Consider the following 15521-nt stretch of genomic DNA (forward strand, 5'->3'; position numbering starts at 1 on the left):
TAGGTACGCCGTCCGGCCCTCAGGCGGGCGGGTGCTGGAACTCCTCCGCACGGGGCCGGTGCAGCGGCAGCCAGCGCTCGGCGTAGGCCACCGCGTCCGCCACCGGGAACAGCCGTACGTCCGCCGCGCCGACCTTTCCGCGGACGACGGGCCGGTCCCGTTCGAAGTCGTGCCCCAGCTCGTCGAACCGGTCGGAGGTGATCGAGACCTCGACGACCGTCTCCCAGCCGCCGCCGGGCGCGGGCCGGCCGACCTCGACGTGCGGCGCGGGTATCCGGTACTCGGCCAGATGGAAGGCGGTGCAGGAGTCGTAGCCCGCGCCGAGCAGCAGCACCCGGGCGCCCGCCCGCTCCAGGCGGGCCAGTGGGCTGCGCTCGCCGAGCCGGCAGTCGGGTGCGTGACCGTCGACGATGTCCTTCGCGTGCGGGCCGACGGCGGCGAAGGACGTCTGCGGGTGGGCACTGCGCAGGGCGCCCGGCCAGGTCCGCAGGGTCTCCGGGACGACGCCGACACCGCGCGAGGGGGTGATCAGCGGGTCGTACGGCGGCATGGTGGCGCGGATCCGGTCCCACCACTCCTCGGGCACCGGCGGATCGCCCCAGACGGCCGGGTCGGACTGGTCGCCGGTCTGGGTGGGGACGACGAGCGTGCCGGACGGGCCGAGGGCGTCGAGGAGTCCCTGGACGACCGCGACCGCGCCTCCGTTCACCCAGCCGAGGGAGCTGAGCGAGGAATGCACCAGGAGCGTCTCACCGGTCTCGACGCCGAGCAGGCGCACCTGTGCGGCGACGGTGTCCCGGGTGACGAGAGGGCCGGTCGGAGGGGGTGCGGACATGCTTCGGGAGTCTCCCCGACGGGACCCCCGGGCGCCACCGGTTTGGGCCCCCGAAGGTCCCCGGTTGATCGATCAGAAGATCATTTGCGCAGGTCAGATTAGGTATGCCTAAGTGACGCAGGGCACCGCACAGTGATCCGGCGGCGCTTGTCAGGCTCTGAGGAATTACGCAACAATGGCGTTGTGAAAAACGTCGGCGAGGCTCGGGAGACCCCCACGGGGGCCCCTCAGGAGGAGCTCGCGACCGGGGAGCGGTCCACCCGCAACCGGGTCGCGCGGTCCATCCTGGACCACGGGCCGTCGACCGTCGCCGAACTCGCCGGCCGGCTGGGACTCACCCAGGCGGCCGTCCGGCGTCACCTGGACGCGCTGGTCGCGGACGACGTCGTGGAGGCGCGCGAACAGCGGGTGTACGGCACGCGCACGCGTGGCCGGCCCGCCAAGGTGTTCGCGCTCACCGACTGCGGCCGGGACGCCTTCGACCAGTCGTACGACACGCTCGCCGCGGACGCGCTCCGCTGGATCGCCGAGCAGGGGGGCGGCCCCGAGGCGGTCGCAGCCTTCGCCCGCGCCCGGATCGCCGCCCAGGCGAGCGAGTACCGCAAGGCGATCGAGGCCGTGACCCCGGACAGACGCGCCGAAGCGCTGGCCAAGGCCTTGAGTGCGGACGGGTACGCTGCCACGGCGCGCAGCGCACCGGTCGGCGAACAGCTGTGCCAACACCACTGCCCGGTCGCCCACGTCGCGGAACAGTTCCCGCAGCTGTGCGAGGCCGAGACGGAGGTCTTCGCCGAACTGCTGGGTACCCACGTCCAGCGGCTGGCGACCATCGCGCACGGCGACGGCGTCTGCACGACGTTCATCCCCAAGATTTCCACTGACGCACCTGCAAGCACGGCCGGGAGGAACCCCGCATGACTCTCCCCACGGAGACTGCCCACCCTGAGCTCGAGGGCCTGGGCAAGTACGAATACGGCTGGGCCGACTCCGACGTGGCCGGTGCCTCCGCCAGGCGCGGCCTGAACGAGGACGTCGTCCGCGACATCTCGGACAAGAAGTCCGAGCCGGAGTGGATGACGAAGCTGCGCCTGAAGGGCCTGAAGCTCTTCGAGAAGAAGCCGATGCCGAACTGGGGCTCCGACCTCTCGGGCATCGACTTCGACAACATCAAGTACTTCGTGCGCTCCACGGAGAAGCAGGCGGAGTCCTGGGAGGACCTGCCCGAGGACATCAAGAACACCTACGACAAGCTGGGCATCCCGGAGGCCGAGAAGCAGCGCCTCGTCGCCGGTGTCGCCGCCCAGTACGAGTCCGAGGTCGTCTACCACCAGATCCGTGAGGACCTGGAGGAGCAGGGCGTCATCTTCCTCGACACCGACACCGCCCTGAAGGAGCACCCCGAGCTCTTCAAGGAGTACTTCGGCACGGTCATCCCGGCCGGTGACAACAAGTTCGCCGCGCTGAACACCGCCGTGTGGTCCGGCGGCTCCTTCATCTACGTGCCGAAGGGCGTGCACGTCGAGATCCCGCTGCAGGCCTACTTCCGCATCAACACGGAGAACATGGGCCAGTTCGAGCGGACCCTGATCATCGTCGACGAGGGTGCCTACGTGCACTACGTCGAGGGCTGCACCGCCCCGATCTACAAGAGCGACTCCCTGCACAGCGCGGTCGTCGAGATCATCGTCAAGAAGAACGCCCGCTGCCGTTACACGACCATCCAGAACTGGTCGAACAACGTCTACAACCTGGTCACCAAGCGCGCCGTGGCCTACGAGGGCGCGACCATGGAGTGGATCGACGGCAACATCGGTTCCAAGGTGACGATGAAGTACCCGGCCGTCTACCTGATGGGCGAGCACGCCAAGGGCGAGACCCTCTCCATCGCCTTCGCGGGCGAGGGCCAGCACCAGGACGCCGGCTCCAAGATGGTCCACATGGCGCCGAACACCTCGTCCAACATCGTGTCGAAGTCCGTGGCGCGCGGCGGTGGCCGCACCTCCTACCGCGGTCTCGTCGAGATCGGCGAGGGCGCCGCCGGATCCAAGTCGAACGTGCTGTGCGACGCCCTGCTGGTCGACACCATCTCCCGGTCGGACACGTACCCCTACGTGGACGTCCGTGAGGACGACGTGTCCATGGGCCACGAGGCGACGGTCTCCAAGGTCTCCGAGGACCAGCTCTTCTACCTGATGAGCCGCGGTCTGAGCGAGTTCGAGGCGATGGCGATGATCGTGCGCGGCTTCGTCGAGCCGATCGCCAAGGAGCTGCCCATGGAGTACGCGCTGGAGCTCAACCGGCTGATCGAGCTGCAGATGGAGGGCTCGGTCGGCTAGGACCGCCCGATCGCCAGCAGACGCCTTACTCAGGAAAGAGAGCACTACGACAGCCATGGCTGAGGCCCAGAACTCCCCCACTCTCGGCTCCGCTCGAGCGGGGGGACCCCCACCGGTGGGTTCCACCACCGCCGGCTCGATCGCGGTCGCCGCGGAGTCGACCGTCGTCTCGCGCATGAGTGCGCCCCCGTCCTTCGACGTGGCGGACTTCCCGGTCCCGCACGGCCGTGAGGAGGAGTGGCGGTTCACGCCGCTGGAGCGGCTGCGCGGGCTGCACGACGGCACCGCGGTCGCCACCGGCGACGGCGTGAAGGTGGACGTCCAGGCCCCCGAGGGCGTGACCGTCGAGACCGTCGGCCGCGACGACGCCCGCATCGGCAGGGCCGGCACCCCGGTGGACCGCGTCGCCGCCCAGGCGTACTCCGCCTTCGAGCAGGCCGGCGTGGTCACCGTCCCCAAGGAGATGGTCCTCACCGAGCCGATCCGTATCGCCGTGCACGGCGAGGGCGGGGTCGCCTACGGCCACCAGGTGATCGAGCTGGGTGCCTTCGCCGAGGCCGTCGTCGTCATCGACCACACCGGTGACGCGGTGCTCGCCGCCAACGTCGACTACGTCCTCGGCGACGGCGCCAAGCTGACCGTCGTCTCCGTCCAGGACTGGGACGACAAGGCCGTGCACGTGGGCCAGCACAACGCGTTGATCGGCCGGGACGCCAGCTTCAAGTCGTTCGTGGTCACCTTCGGCGGCGACCTCGTACGCCTGCACCCGCGCGTGGAGTACGCCGGCCCCGGCGGCGAGGCCGAGCTGTTCGGCCTGTACTTCACCGACGCGGCCCAGCACCAGGAGCACCGTCTGCTGGTCACCCACAACACCCCGCACTGCAAGTCGAACGTCGTCTACAAGGGCGCGCTCCAGGGCGAGGACGCGCACGCGGTCTGGATCGGCGACGTGCTCATCGAGGCCGCGGCCGAGGGCACGGACACCTACGAGATGAACCGCAACCTGGTCCTCACGGACGGCGCGCGCGTCGACTCGGTGCCGAACCTGGAGATCGAGACCGGCGAGATCGTCGGCGCCGGCCACGCCTCCGCCACCGGCCGCTTCGACGACGAGCAGCTCTTCTACCTGATGGCCCGCGGCATCCCGGAGCACGAGGCCCGCCGTCTGGTGGTCCGGGGCTTCTTCGCCGAGCTGGTCCAGCAGATCGGTGTCGCCGACATCGAGGAGCGCCTGCTCGCCAAGATCGAGGACGAGCTGGAGGCCTCGGTCGCATGACGTCGTTCGTACGCGCCTGCGGGCTGAGCGAGCTGGAGGAGGACACCCCGAAGCGGGTGGAACTCGACGGCACGCCGGTCTCGGTCGTGAAGACCGAGGGCGAGGTGTTCGCCATCCACGACATCTGCTCCCACGCGAACGTCTCCCTCTCCGAGGGCGAGGTGGAGGACTGCCAGATCGAGTGCTGGCTGCACGGCTCCGCCTTCGACCTGCGCACCGGCAAGCCGTCCGGCCTTCCCGCGACGCGCCCCGTCCCCGTATACCCCGTAAAGATCGAAGGGGACGACGTTCTCGTCTCCCTCACCCAGGAGTCCTGAGGCACCCATGGCAACGCTTGAAATCCGAGACCTGCACGTCACCGTCGAGGCCGACAACGCCACGAAGGAGATCCTCAAGGGCGTCGACCTCACCGTGAAGCAGGGCGAGACGCACGCCATCATGGGCCCCAACGGCTCCGGCAAGTCGACCCTCGCCTACTCCCTCGCGGGTCACCCGAAGTACACGATCACCAGCGGCTCCGTCACCCTCGACGGCGAGGACGTCCTGGAGATGTCCGTCGACGAGCGCGCCCGCGCCGGCCTGTTCCTGGCGATGCAGTACCCGGTCGAGGTCCCCGGCGTCTCGGTCTCCAACTTCCTGCGCACCTCCGCCACCGCGATCCGCGGCGAGGCCCCGAAGCTGCGCACCTGGGTGAAGGAGGTCAAGGAGGCCATGGAGCGCCTCAACATGGACCCGTCCTTCGCCGAGCGCAACGTCAACGAGGGCTTCTCCGGCGGTGAGAAGAAGCGGCACGAGATCCTCCAGCTCGAGCTGCTCAAGCCGAAGGTCGCGATCCTCGACGAGACCGACTCCGGCCTGGACGTCGACGCTCTCCGCATCGTCTCCGAGGGCGTCAACCGCGTCCGCGAGACCGGCGAGGTCGGCACGCTGCTGATCACGCACTACACGCGCATCCTGCGCTACATCAAGCCCGACTTCGTCCACGTCTTCTCCGGCGGCCGCATCGTCGAGTCCGGCGGCGCCGAGCTGGCCGACAAGCTGGAGAACGAGGGCTACGAGGCATACACGAAGGGTGGCGTATCCGCGTGACGCAGCTGCCGGGCCTCCTCGACACCGAGGCGATCCGCAAGGACTTCCCCATCCTGGACCGGCTGGTCCACGACGACCGGAAGCTCGTGTACCTGGACAACGCGGCGACCTCGCAGAAGCCGCGCCAGGTGCTGGACGCCCTGAGCGAGTACTACGAGCGCTACAACGCCAACGTCCACCGCGGTGTGCATGTGCTCGCCGAGGAGGCCACGGCGCTGTACGAGGGCGCTCGCGACAAGGTCGCCGAGTTCATCAACGCGCCGAGCCGCGACGAGGTGATCTTCACCAAGAACGCCTCCGAGTCGCTGAACCTCGTGGCGAACATGCTGGGCTGGGCCGACGAGCCCTACCGGGTGGACCACGAGACCGAGATCGTCATCACGGAGATGGAGCACCACTCCAACATCGTGCCCTGGCAGCTGCTGGCGCAGCGCACGGGCGCGAAGCTGAAGTGGTTCGGCCTGACCGACGACGGCCGGCTCGACCTGTCCAACATCGACGAGATCATCACCGAGAAGACGAAGATCGTCTCCTTCGTGCTGGTGTCGAACATCCTGGGCACGCTCAACCCGGTCGAGACGATAATCCGTCGCGCCCAGGAGGTCGGTGCCCTCGTCTGCATCGACGCCTCCCAGGCCGCGCCGCACATGCCGCTGGACGTGCAGGCCCTGCAGGCCGACTTCGTGGCCTTCACCGGCCACAAGATGTGCGGCCCGACCGGCATCGGCGTCCTGTGGGGCCGCCAGGAGCTGCTGGAGGACCTGCCTCCGTTCCTGGGTGGCGGCGAGATGATCGAGACCGTCTCGATGCACTCCTCGACCTACGCCCCGGCGCCGCACAAGTTCGAGGCGGGCACGCCCCCGATCGCGCAGGCGGTCGGTCTCGGCGCGGCCATCGACTATCTCCAGTCGATCGGGATGGACAAGATCCTCGCCCACGAGCACGCGCTCACCGAGTACGCGGTGCGGAAGCTCGCCGAGGTGCCCGACCTGAGGATCATCGGCCCGACGACGGCCGAGGACCGCGGCGCCGCGATCTCCTTCACCCTCGGGGACATCCATCCGCACGACGTGGGCCAGGTTCTGGACGAGCAGGGCATCGCGGTCCGGGTCGGCCACCACTGCGCACGGCCCGTCTGCCTCCGCTACGGAATTCCTGCGACCACGCGAGCGTCGTTCTATCTGTACTCCACGCCGGCCGAGATCGACGCACTGGTCGACGGCCTGGAGCACGTACGGAACTTCTTCGGCTGAGAGGCGTGAGCTGACACAGTGAAGCTGGACTCGATGTACCAGGACGTCATCCTGGACCACTACAAGCACCCGCACGGGCGTGGTCTGCGCGATGGCGACGCCGAGGTACACCATGTGAACCCGACGTGCGGCGACGAGATCACCCTCCGCGTGAAGTACGACGGCACGAAGATCGAGGACGTGTCGTACGAGGGGCAGGGCTGCTCGATCAGCCAGGCCAGCGCGTCCATCCTCAACGAGCTGCTGGTCGGCAAGGACCTGTCCGACGCGCAGAGGATCCAGGAGACCTTCCTGGAGCTGATGCAGTCCAAGGGCAGGATCGAGCCGGACGACGCGATGGAGGACATCCTGGAGGACGCGGTCGCGTTCGCCGGTGTCTCCAAGTACCCCGCCCGGGTCAAGTGCGCCCTCCTGAGCTGGATGGCGTGGAAGGACGCGACGGCCCAGGCGCTGGGTGGCGCCGACGCCGAAAGGAAGACGGCATGACCGACACCGCTGAGATGAAGCCGGCCTCCGAGGAGGAGCTGCGCGAGGCCCTGATGGACGTGGTCGACCCCGAGCTGGGCATCGACGTCGTCAACCTCGGCCTGATCTACGGCATCCACATCGACGACGCCAACATCGCGACCGTCGACATGACCCTCACCTCCGCGGCCTGCCCGCTGACGGACGTCATCGAGGACCAGGCCAAGTCCGCCACGGACGGCCTGGTCAACGAGTTGCGCATCAACTGGGTCTGGATGCCGCCGTGGGGTCCGGACAAGATCACGGACGATGGCCGGGAGCAGCTTCGGGCGCTCGGGTTCAACGTCTGAGAGCGTGCTGGTGGAAGGGGCCGTGGCCATGTGCCAGGGCCCCTTTCGTGTGTTCGGGCGCGCTCGCGCAGAAGGCCCCGGCTCTCGCCGGCCCGAGGCGCGTCGGCCCGATGCTAAGGCGGAGCAGCCGTTGTGTACGGCTGTACATAGCTGTGTACGCTTGTACGCATGGGATATCTCTTGCTCGCCGGCGCCATCGCCGCCGAGGTCGCCGCGACGACGGCGATGAAGTACACCGAGGGGTTCAGCAGGCTGTGGCCCTCCCTCGTGACGACGCTGGGCTACGTCGTCTCCTTCGCGCTGCTCGCCCAGACGCTGAAGACCGTGCAGATCGGCACGGCGTACGCCATATGGTCCGGGGTGGGCACCGCGGCCATCGCCGTCCTCGGCCTGCTGCTCTTCGGCGAGGGACTGACCGTCACCAAGGTGGGCGGGATCCTGTTGATCATCGGCGGAGTGGTGGTCCTGAACCTGGGCGGGGCGACGCACTGATGCCCCGCCGCCACGATCCCGAGCGCCGCCAGCGGATCATCGACGCGGCGATCCGCGTGGTCGGCCGGGACGGCATCGCCGGGCTGAGCCACCGCACGGCCGCCGCCGAGGCCGACGTACCGCTCGGCTCGACGACGTACCACTTCGCCACCCTGGAAGAGCTGCTCGTGGCCGCGCTGCGGCAGGCGAACGAGGGCTTCGGCAGGGTGCTGGCCGAGCGCCTGCCCGAGGACGGCGGCGGCGATCTCGCCACGGAACTCGCCCGGGCCCTCGGGCAGTGGCTGGCCGGCGACCGCACCGGCGTGGAGCTGGAGTACGAGCTGTATCTGGCGGCGCTGCGCCGGCCCGCGCTGCGCCCCGTCGCCGCCGAGTGGACCGAACAGGCGGCCGCGCTGCTGGCCCCGCGCACCGACCCGGTCACGGCACGGGCCCTGCTCGCGCTGATGGACGGCATCTGCCTGCAGGTGCTGCTGACGGGCGGTTCGTACGACGAGGAGTACGCGCGCACCGTCCTGGCTCGGCTGATCCCCTGAACGCCGCCCGGCACGTGAGACGCGGTTCGCCCTCACCACCCCGCCCACGTTAGGTTTTCTCCCATGACCGACTCTGCAACCCGTACCACCGGCGCCGTCGCCGCCGGCCTCGCCACGATCGCCTCCGACGGCACCGTTCTCGACACCTGGTTCCCGGCCCCCGAGCTGGTCGCGGAGCCCGGCCCGGCCGGCACCGAGCGGCTGACCGCCGAGCAGGCCGCGGAGCTGCTGGGCGGCGGCGCGACCGCGGCGACCGGCCCGGACGCCCGCCGGGGCGTCGAGGTGGTCGCGGTGCGCACGGTCATCGCCTCGCTGGACGAGAAGCCGCTCGACGCGCACGACGTCTACCTGCGCCTGCACCTGCTCTCGCACCGCCTGGTCAAGCCGCACGGCCAGAACCTGGACGGCATCTTCGGCCACCTCGCCAACGTCGCCTGGACCTCGCTCGGCCCGGTCGCCGTGGACGACATCGAGAAGGTGCGCCTGAACGCCCGCGCCGAGGGCCTGCACCTGCAGGTGACCTCGATCGACAAGTTCCCGCGCATGACGGACTACGTCGCCCCCAAGGGAGTCCGCATCGCCGACGCCGACCGGGTCCGCCTGGGCGCGCACCTCGCCGAGGGCACGACGGTCATGCACGAGGGCTTCGTCAACTTCAACGCCGGCACCCTCGGCACGTCGATGGTCGAGGGCCGCATCTCCGCGGGCGTCGTGATCGGCAACGGCTCCGACATCGGCGGCGGCGCCTCCACGATGGGCACCCTGTCCGGCGGCGGCAACGTGATCATCTCCGTCGGCGAGCGCTGCCTGATCGGCGCCGAGGCGGGCGTCGGCATCGCGCTCGGCGACGAGTGCGTGGTCGAGGCCGGCCTGTACGTCACCGCGGGCACCCGGGTCACCATGCCGGACGGCCAGATCGTCAAGGCCCGCGAACTGAACGGCGCCTCCAACATCCTCTTCCGCCGCAACTCGGTCACCGGCGCCGTCGAGGCCCGCCCGAACAACGCGGGGTGGGGCGGCCTGAACGACATCCTGCACAGCCACAACTGACCAACGGCGGCCGTGATCCGCGGCCGCCTCCCCGATCAGCGTCATGAACTGCTGCCGAGCTGTCGGCACCCGTCGACGTCGGTCACCATTGAGCGCCCTTCCACGGCCCGAGGACGGCCCGGGAGGGCGCTCGTGCGTGCTGCGGCCCCACTGGATCACCGAATCCGTGCACGGCGCCGGTCGGTCCCGGTGCTGCCCGACAACGCAGTCGTGCAAGCCGATGACTCCCGGTGGCCCTGGCCCTGAAGCCTTCCGCCTGAGACGGTGGCCGCTGCGTCCTAGGCCGGCGGAGCGGCTTCGGTGCGAGTGGTGAAGGCTCTCAGAGTCGTGAAGTCGGAGTTTTGGAGGCCGACGCGCGGGTCGACGTGATGCAGGAGGGCCGGGGCGGGGTGGTGTGCCGTCACGTACGCGAGATCCGCCCGGCTCTGCTCGTCGTCCACCCAGGCGAACGGGCGGCCCTCGGCGTACGCCAGGATCGCCTCCGTCTTCCAGTGGACGCCGTCCGGGCGCTCGGCGAACAGGCCCCTGCCGAAGTCGACGTACGGCAGTGCGGGCAGCCCCAGCACCGGGGCGATCCAGGTGTTGGCCTCGGCCATCCAGCTCGTCGCCCAGCACAGCTCGTAGCCGAGCCGGAGCAGGGCGGGCCCGTGGTCCGGGTTCAGCCAGACTCGCAGCGGGCGCCGGCCGTACAGGGGCACCCGGATCGTCGTGTAGCCCTCCGGCCGGCGCTCCGGCTGGGCCGCGTACGGGTTGAGGGGGCCGTCCACGTCGAGGAACAGCAGGGGGCGGCGGCTCATGCGGTCACCGTAGGGCAGGCGGGCCGCCCGGGCCCGGAGATTTTTTGCGGCGGCAGGCATAGTGGCGGACCGGTGCGCACGTCAGGAGGAGTGCAGGGCCCGGACGACAGGTGGGGCCCGGGGGAAGAGAAGGTGACGATGGATGCCGAAGCGCAGGAGAGTTTCCGGGAGTTCGTGGCCGGCAGGTCGTCCGCGCTGCTGAAGACCGCCGTGCTGCTGACCGGCGGGGACCGGCACGCCGCCGAGGATCTGCTGCAGAACGCTCTGGTCAAGGCGGCCGGGCGCTGGCAGCGGATCGACGAGCCGGAGGCGTACGTCCGGCAGATCCTGTACCGGCAGCAGGTCAGCCGCTGGCGGCTGAAGTGGCGGCGCCGCGAGGTCGTGGTCGCCGAGCCGCCGGAGGCCGGCCACGCCCCGGACGCCGCGGGCGCCACCGAGACGCGGATGGTACTGCGGACCGCACTGTCCCGGCTCACCGCCCGCCAGCGCACCGTGCTGGTGCTGCGCTACTTCGAGGACCTGCCGGAGGCCGAGGTGGCCCGGATCCTGGGCTGCTCCGTGGGCACCGTACGGTCCACCACCCACCGCTCGCTGGCCAGACTCCGCGAGCTGGCCCCCGAGCTGGCGGCGGTCGGCCCCCGGCCGCAGCAGCCGTCCCGTGACTTCTCGCCCGTGGAGGTGCGTTCGTGAACGTGGAGGAACTCGTGCGCGAGACGCTGCGGGAGCAGGCCGACCGCCAGCCCCCCGCACCACCGGGATTCGCCGACCGGGTGCTCGGGGCGCGCAGGCGCCGCCGTACCCGCCGGCTGGCGTCCGTCGCCGCGGCCACCGCGGCCGTGGTCGCGGTCGCGGTGGGCGTGCCGCTGCTGGACTTTGCCCACAAGACCGACGCACGGCCGTCCCGGGTGCTGGACTCCGGCGAGATCCACGCCCACCCGGACCAGTCGCCGCCGCGCGACCTGATCGGGGCCGGGAACGCCGTGCTGGCCGCCTACTACACGGCGGACCTCCGGCAGCAGACCGCCGACCGGGGCGTCTCGGCGCGTACCTACTGGCTGCTCGACCCGAAGACCGGGAAGTACGAGAAGGACTCCCGCTGGTCCTTCGTCACCGTCGCCCCCGGCCTGAAGACCGCCGCCGTGCTGGAGCGGAACCTGCCCGCCCGCCGGATCGGCCTGCTCGACCTCGCGACGGGGGAGGTCGAGCGGTGGATCCCGGTCCAGCACGGCGTCGGCGGACTCGCGTTCTCGTACGACGGCACCAGGCTCGTCGCGACGACGTACGAAGAGAACCCCGACCTGCGGATCAAGGAGAAGCTGTTCGACAAGGACGGCAAGACGAAGTGGACGTGGGCGTCCAGGTTCGGCGATTCGAGCCGGTCCGGGTTCTACGACCTCGACGTTGCCTCCGGCGCGGGCTCCTGGAGCCCGGTCGCGCCCGACCGCGACCTCAACTCCCGCGCGGACTTCGCCTACAGCCGTAACGGTCGGTCCGTGTACGCCCAGTACATCGGCGGCCGGGACGGTCTGCAGCAGTTCTACGACCTCAAGGGCCACAAGGCCGCGCCGCCCGCGGACGAGAAGTTCCTGCGGTCCGACGTGCCCGCGCGGCTGTCCCCGAGCGGCAGGCTCGCCGCCCTCGGCCTGACGAAGGAGGTTGCCGGCAACCCCGGCAAGTCCTACTCCTCCGTCCGTGATCCCCGTACGGGCAAGGAGATCACCAAGGTCCGCGGAGGACATCTGCTGGCCTGGACCGACGACAAGCACCTCATCGCCTGGGAACGGGTGACGAGCCTGGAGGAGGAGTACCGGCCCCAGCTCGTGCTGGTCACGATCGGCAGTGACAAGGTCGTGCCGCTGAGCGGCGTCCAGGAGCCCAACAGGCTCGACGGCCTGCGGGAGTCGTGGCAGCCGGTCTTCGCCCGGCGCTGACCGGCACCTGCTGACCGGCATGTGCCGATCGGATCACGCTGCCCGGCACGCGCTGCGGCACGCGCTGACCGGACCGCGCCGAGCATGCGCGGATCAGCACACGACGAGCGCCTCGTACAGTGCCAGCAGCCCGTCGGCCGTCTCCCGGCCGGCGGGCAGCAGTGGTGCGCGCACCGGGCCGGCGGGCAGGCCGAGGCGGGCCAGGAGCGCCTTCGCGGTGACCGTGCCGGGCAGGCCCGCGCCCATCATCGCCTCGATCAGCGGCATGGCGGCCAGCTGGAGTTCCGTGGCCCGCGCGGTGTCGCCGGCGTCGAACGCGGCCAGGATCGAGGCGATGTGCGCCGGTACGGCGTTCGCGACCGTGCTCACACAGCCCGCCCCGCCGACCGCGTACAGCGCCAGCACATGCTCGTCGCAGCCCGCGTAGTACGCCAGCCCGGTCTGCGCCAGCACCTTCTGGGCGCCGAGGAAGTCGTAGGAGCAGTCCTTGACGGCCACGATCCGCGGGTGCTGTGCCAGGCGGATCATGGTGTCCGGCTCGATCCGCGTGCCGGTGCGGCCCGGGATGTCGTAGAGCATCACCGGCAGTTCGCTCGCGTCCGCGACCTCGCGGAAGTGGGCGGCCACCGCCTCCTGCGGGGGCCGGCTGTAGTACGGCGTCACCACCAGGACGCCGTCGGCACCCGCCTTCCCGGCCGCGAGCGCCAGTTCCACCGTGTGCCGTGTGTCGGAGGTGCCCACGCCCGCGACCAGCCGGGCCCGGTCGCCGACCGCCTCCCGTACCGCCGCCACCAGCCGCGCCTTCTCCTCGTCGGTGGTGGTGGGCGACTCGCCGGTGGTGCCGCTGAGGACCAGGCCGTCGCAGCCCTCCGCCACCAGCCGGGCGGCCAGCCGTTGGGCGCCCGCCAGATCCAGCGCGCCCCCTTCCGTGAAGGGCGTGATCATCGCGCAGAGGGTGCGGCCGAAGGGCGAGGCCTTGCGTGTGCTCGTCATGAGAGTAGTCTCGGCAGCGCATCGGTGAAGCTCTACTTAAATCTGCTACGAACTATTCCTAAGCGTTGCTAATGTTTCGGGGATGGTCCAAGAGGTCCGGTGTCCAACTCGGTACCTCATGGGTCACTATGGCCGGAGGGTCACCGACGTCAGGTCATGGGAGGCACCATGAAGCTCGGCAAGGCACTGGCCACCGGGGTCGCCGAGGAGCGGCCGCTCGTCCACGAAGAGAAGCTCCCGCTCCCCGAGGAGGCCGTCCGCACCGAACCGGCCGAGCCGGCCCGTGAAGAGGTCCCGGCCGCCCGGTGAGGCTGCGGCTCCCGGCGGAACGCCCGACGGAGCCGACGACCGGCTACAAGATCGCCCACCCGGTGCTGTCCCAGGACGGCACCCGGGCCGGGTTCACCGGTGTGTCGCTCGGCGGTGCGCTGCCGTACGGCGTCCTCGCCGAAGCCGCCTGCGTCTACGGCCTGCGGCACCGTCCGCCCGCGCGCCGGTGCGACTGCGGTTTCCACTGCGTGCACGACCGGGCGACCGCCGAGGCCCTGCTGTGCACCGCCGAACACCGGGCGGCGGTCCTGCTGGAAGTCTCCGTGCTGGGGGCCTACATCCGCTTCGAGCGCGGCTTCCGCTACGCCCGGCAGCGGGTGCGTACCGCCACCGCCGGCCCGTGCGCCTGCGGCACCGGAGCCGTCGCCCTGGCCGACGCCGGCTGGGGCCGGCCGGGCTGGCGGGCCCTGGCGCCCGCCTGTGCGGGCTGCGTGCGCGGGCGTACGTCCGTCTCGCTCTCGGCCTTCGCCCGGCTCGCCGGGCAGGGGATGAGGGTGGTCGCGGGCGCCGGCGGTACGGGCGCCGGGCCCGCCGGGTTGACGCCCGCGGCCGAGCCGGGCGTGCCCGAACTCGTCGCCGAGGCAGCCCTGTTGCAGGCGCGCCTCGACTGGTTCCAGTCCCAACTCGCACGCCTCGGCGAGCGCGGCGCCGGAGGCGGTGAGCAGGGCTAAGGACCTTCGGCCCGGGTACCCGGAGGTCCCGCGCAGAGAGGAGGCGGAACACCGTGACCGTGACCCCACAGGCACGGCCCGCCGCCGACGGGCACCCCTCCACGGGCGAACTCGTCGGCCGGGCCACCGAACAGCTCTCCCGGCTCCTGCGGCAGGAGCTGGCCCTCGCCAAGGAGGAGCTGGCCGAGAAGGGGCGCCGCGCCGGACGCGGCGGCGGACTGCTGGGCGCAGCGGGCGCCGTCGGATACGTCGGGCTGTTCGCCCTGGCCGCAGCGGCCACCGCCGGACTCTCCCTGACCCTGCCCCTGTGGGGGGCGGCGCTGATCGTGGCCGCGGTCTACTTCGCCGTGGCCGGCCTGCTGGCCGCGGCCGGACGGGCCCAGCTGCGCCGCGCCGCCCCGCCCGCACCCGAGGAGGCGCTGGGCAGCGTCAGGGCGGACGTCGACGTGATCAGGGAAAGGGCACACCGATGAGGCACAGCAATCCGCACGGCTCGGGCGCCAAAGGCCCCGACGAACTGCGGCAGCAGATCGAACACACCCGGAGCCAGCTCGGTGACACCGTCGCCCAGCTGGTGGGCCGAGCCGATGTCAAGGGCAGGGCCCGGGCCCGGGCCGCCGACCTGAGGGACAAGGCCGGCGCCATGACCGTACAGCTGCGCGCGAGCGCCGCCCACGCGGGCCATGGCGTGCAGGACCGGGCGGCCAAGGCCGGGCACGTGATGCAGGACCGTGCCGTGCGGGCCGGCCACGGCGCGCAGGAGCGGATGGCGAAGGCCGGTCACCTGATGCAGGAGCAGGCCGGCCGGGGCGGGCACGCCCTGCAGGACCGGGCGGCGCACGCCGGTCACGCCGTCGAGCACGACCTGCGGGTGCCGCGTCCCGTGCGGCACGCCGTGGGTGCCGCGCAGCGCCATCCGCGGCCGGCACTGATCCTGGCCGCGGCGGGCGCCTGCGTCGTCGGCGCGGCCGTCGTCTGGCGCCGGATCGACCGGCGCCGGTGAGGACACGAACGGCGGGGCCGGCCGGGCACACCGCCCGGCCGGCCCCGCCGCCGTGTCATGGACGGAGGCGGCGGGTTGAGTATGGGAACATCGTATCCCGGGCGGGACCGCAACCCC

General features: G+C 71.0%; 20 protein-coding genes. 17 read left to right on the forward strand and 3 right to left on the reverse strand.

Annotation, left to right across the window (positions count from 1 at the left end):
- Window positions 1-19: 19 nt before the first annotated feature.
- Window positions 20-835: an AAC(3) family N-acetyltransferase gene (locus tag ACZ4SF_RS25995; RefSeq protein ID WP_468388554.1), complete on the reverse strand. Its 816-nt coding sequence runs from the start codon at window positions 833-835 to the stop codon at window positions 20-22.
- A gap of 183 nt (window positions 836-1018) precedes the next feature.
- On the opposite strand from ACZ4SF_RS25995, the gene ACZ4SF_RS26000 reads away from it, so the two are divergent.
- From ACZ4SF_RS26000 to dapD, 11 genes are all read left to right on the forward strand, one after another.
- Window positions 1019-1753 carry a helix-turn-helix transcriptional regulator gene (locus tag ACZ4SF_RS26000; RefSeq protein WP_468388555.1) on the forward strand — a complete coding sequence of 245 codons (735 nt, stop codon included), beginning with the start codon at window positions 1019-1021 and terminating at the stop codon, window positions 1751-1753.
- Window positions 1750-3171: a Fe-S cluster assembly protein SufB gene (gene sufB / locus ACZ4SF_RS26005; protein ID WP_468388556.1), complete on the forward strand. Its 1422-nt coding sequence runs from the start codon at window positions 1750-1752 to the stop codon at window positions 3169-3171. Before ACZ4SF_RS26000 ends, sufB begins: the two co-directional genes overlap by 4 nt.
- 55 nt (window positions 3172-3226) lie before the next feature.
- On the forward strand, window positions 3227-4447 hold the full coding sequence (gene sufD / locus ACZ4SF_RS26010; RefSeq protein WP_468388558.1) for a Fe-S cluster assembly protein SufD: 1221 nt from the start codon (window positions 3227-3229) through the stop codon (window positions 4445-4447).
- Window positions 4444-4764 carry a non-heme iron oxygenase ferredoxin subunit gene (locus ACZ4SF_RS26015; RefSeq protein WP_199210104.1) on the forward strand — a complete coding sequence of 107 codons (321 nt, stop codon included), beginning with the start codon at window positions 4444-4446 and terminating at the stop codon, window positions 4762-4764. Before sufD ends, ACZ4SF_RS26015 begins: the two co-directional genes overlap by 4 nt.
- Window positions 4765-4771: 7 nt before the next feature.
- On the forward strand, window positions 4772-5536 hold the full coding sequence (gene sufC / locus ACZ4SF_RS26020) for a Fe-S cluster assembly ATPase SufC (RefSeq protein ID WP_468388560.1): 765 nt from the start codon (window positions 4772-4774) through the stop codon (window positions 5534-5536).
- Window positions 5533-6789 carry a cysteine desulfurase gene (locus ACZ4SF_RS26025; protein WP_468388562.1) on the forward strand — a complete coding sequence of 419 codons (1257 nt, stop codon included), beginning with the start codon at window positions 5533-5535 and terminating at the stop codon, window positions 6787-6789. The genes sufC and ACZ4SF_RS26025 overlap by 4 nt, the downstream gene beginning before the upstream one ends.
- 18 nt (window positions 6790-6807) lie before the next feature.
- On the forward strand, window positions 6808-7275 hold the full coding sequence (gene sufU / locus ACZ4SF_RS26030) for a Fe-S cluster assembly sulfur transfer protein SufU (protein ID WP_468388564.1): 468 nt from the start codon (window positions 6808-6810) through the stop codon (window positions 7273-7275).
- A complete protein-coding gene (locus ACZ4SF_RS26035) occupies window positions 7272-7604 on the forward strand; it encodes a metal-sulfur cluster assembly factor (protein WP_103784224.1) in 333 nt (110 codons plus the stop codon). Before sufU ends, ACZ4SF_RS26035 begins: the two co-directional genes overlap by 4 nt.
- Before the next feature lie 168 nt (window positions 7605-7772).
- Window positions 7773-8096 carry a DMT family transporter gene (locus ACZ4SF_RS26040; protein WP_468388566.1) on the forward strand — a complete coding sequence of 108 codons (324 nt, stop codon included), beginning with the start codon at window positions 7773-7775 and terminating at the stop codon, window positions 8094-8096.
- Complete coding sequence (locus ACZ4SF_RS26045; protein ID WP_468388568.1) at window positions 8096-8629, forward strand: TetR/AcrR family transcriptional regulator; 534 nt, start codon at window positions 8096-8098, stop codon at window positions 8627-8629. The genes ACZ4SF_RS26040 and ACZ4SF_RS26045 overlap by 1 nt, the downstream gene beginning before the upstream one ends.
- Before the next feature lie 63 nt (window positions 8630-8692).
- On the forward strand, window positions 8693-9679 hold the full coding sequence (gene dapD, locus ACZ4SF_RS26050) for a 2,3,4,5-tetrahydropyridine-2,6-dicarboxylate N-succinyltransferase (RefSeq protein WP_468388570.1): 987 nt from the start codon (window positions 8693-8695) through the stop codon (window positions 9677-9679).
- A 278-nt stretch (window positions 9680-9957) separates the two neighbouring features.
- On the opposite strand, the gene ACZ4SF_RS26055 is transcribed toward dapD, so the two are convergent.
- A complete protein-coding gene (locus tag ACZ4SF_RS26055; RefSeq protein WP_468388572.1) occupies window positions 9958-10476 on the reverse strand; it encodes an HAD domain-containing protein in 519 nt (172 codons plus the stop codon).
- A gap of 138 nt (window positions 10477-10614) precedes the next feature.
- On the opposite strand from ACZ4SF_RS26055, the gene ACZ4SF_RS26060 reads away from it, so the two are divergent.
- Together ACZ4SF_RS26060 and ACZ4SF_RS26065 are read left to right on the forward strand one after the other, a co-directional pair.
- Complete coding sequence (locus tag ACZ4SF_RS26060; RefSeq protein WP_468388574.1) at window positions 10615-11166, forward strand: SigE family RNA polymerase sigma factor; 552 nt, start codon at window positions 10615-10617, stop codon at window positions 11164-11166.
- Window positions 11163-12407, forward strand: coding sequence for a WD40 repeat domain-containing protein (locus ACZ4SF_RS26065; RefSeq protein ID WP_468388576.1), 1245 nt, complete (start codon window positions 11163-11165; stop codon window positions 12405-12407). Before ACZ4SF_RS26060 ends, ACZ4SF_RS26065 begins: the two co-directional genes overlap by 4 nt.
- A gap of 93 nt (window positions 12408-12500) precedes the next feature.
- On the opposite strand, the gene dapA is transcribed toward ACZ4SF_RS26065, so the two are convergent.
- The gene (gene dapA, locus ACZ4SF_RS26070) at window positions 12501-13400 is read right to left on the reverse strand and encodes a 4-hydroxy-tetrahydrodipicolinate synthase (protein ID WP_468388578.1); all 900 of its coding nucleotides are present in this window, start codon (window positions 13398-13400) and stop codon (window positions 12501-12503) included.
- A 156-nt stretch (window positions 13401-13556) separates the two neighbouring features.
- On the opposite strand from dapA, the gene ACZ4SF_RS26075 reads away from it, so the two are divergent.
- The 4 genes from ACZ4SF_RS26075 to ACZ4SF_RS26090 are packed head-to-tail and all read left to right on the forward strand — an operon-like array spanning window position 13557 to window position 15404.
- Window positions 13557-13709, forward strand: coding sequence for a hypothetical protein (locus tag ACZ4SF_RS26075; protein ID WP_468388614.1), 153 nt, complete (start codon window positions 13557-13559; stop codon window positions 13707-13709).
- Entirely contained in the window at window positions 13706-14401 is a 696-nt protein-coding gene (locus ACZ4SF_RS26080) for a hypothetical protein (protein WP_468388580.1), read from the forward strand. Before ACZ4SF_RS26075 ends, ACZ4SF_RS26080 begins: the two co-directional genes overlap by 4 nt.
- Window positions 14402-14454: 53 nt before the next feature.
- Window positions 14455-14874 (forward strand): phage holin family protein, encoded by a 420-nt coding sequence (locus tag ACZ4SF_RS26085; protein ID WP_468388582.1) that lies wholly within the window; start codon window positions 14455-14457, stop codon window positions 14872-14874.
- Complete coding sequence (locus tag ACZ4SF_RS26090; protein ID WP_468388584.1) at window positions 14871-15404, forward strand: DUF3618 domain-containing protein; 534 nt, start codon at window positions 14871-14873, stop codon at window positions 15402-15404. The genes ACZ4SF_RS26085 and ACZ4SF_RS26090 overlap by 4 nt, the downstream gene beginning before the upstream one ends.
- Window positions 15405-15521 lie beyond the last annotated feature (117 nt).

It is taken from the genome of Streptomyces sp. NPDC027663 (assembly GCF_055566415.1).

What these genes read in the sequence shown, in the direction of transcription:
- ACZ4SF_RS26075 (WP_468388614.1), top strand. Translation starts at nt 13,557, where the DNA reads ATGGGAGGCACCATGAAGCTCGGCAAGGCACTGGCCACCGGGGTCGCC.
- ACZ4SF_RS26040 (WP_468388566.1), top strand. Translation starts at nt 7,773, where the DNA reads ATGGGATATCTCTTGCTCGCCGGCGCCATCGCCGCCGAGGTCGCCGCG.
- sufD (WP_468388558.1), top strand. Translation starts at nt 3,227, where the DNA reads ATGGCTGAGGCCCAGAACTCCCCCACTCTCGGCTCCGCTCGAGCGGGG.
- ACZ4SF_RS26035 (WP_103784224.1), top strand. Translation starts at nt 7,272, where the DNA reads ATGACCGACACCGCTGAGATGAAGCCGGCCTCCGAGGAGGAGCTGCGC.
- sufB (WP_468388556.1), top strand. Translation starts at nt 1,750, where the DNA reads ATGACTCTCCCCACGGAGACTGCCCACCCTGAGCTCGAGGGCCTGGGC.
- dapA (WP_468388578.1), bottom strand. Translation starts at nt 13,400, where the DNA reads ATGACGAGCACACGCAAGGCCTCGCCCTTCGGCCGCACCCTCTGCGCG.
- ACZ4SF_RS26090 (WP_468388584.1), top strand. Translation starts at nt 14,871, where the DNA reads ATGAGGCACAGCAATCCGCACGGCTCGGGCGCCAAAGGCCCCGACGAA.
- ACZ4SF_RS26045 (WP_468388568.1), top strand. Translation starts at nt 8,096, where the DNA reads ATGCCCCGCCGCCACGATCCCGAGCGCCGCCAGCGGATCATCGACGCG.
- ACZ4SF_RS26060 (WP_468388574.1), top strand. Translation starts at nt 10,615, where the DNA reads ATGGATGCCGAAGCGCAGGAGAGTTTCCGGGAGTTCGTGGCCGGCAGG.
- ACZ4SF_RS26055 (WP_468388572.1), bottom strand. Translation starts at nt 10,476, where the DNA reads ATGAGCCGCCGCCCCCTGCTGTTCCTCGACGTGGACGGCCCCCTCAAC.
- ACZ4SF_RS25995 (WP_468388554.1), bottom strand. Translation starts at nt 835, where the DNA reads ATGTCCGCACCCCCTCCGACCGGCCCTCTCGTCACCCGGGACACCGTC.
- dapD (WP_468388570.1), top strand. Translation starts at nt 8,693, where the DNA reads ATGACCGACTCTGCAACCCGTACCACCGGCGCCGTCGCCGCCGGCCTC.
- ACZ4SF_RS26015 (WP_199210104.1), top strand. Translation starts at nt 4,444, where the DNA reads ATGACGTCGTTCGTACGCGCCTGCGGGCTGAGCGAGCTGGAGGAGGAC.
- sufC (WP_468388560.1), top strand. Translation starts at nt 4,772, where the DNA reads ATGGCAACGCTTGAAATCCGAGACCTGCACGTCACCGTCGAGGCCGAC.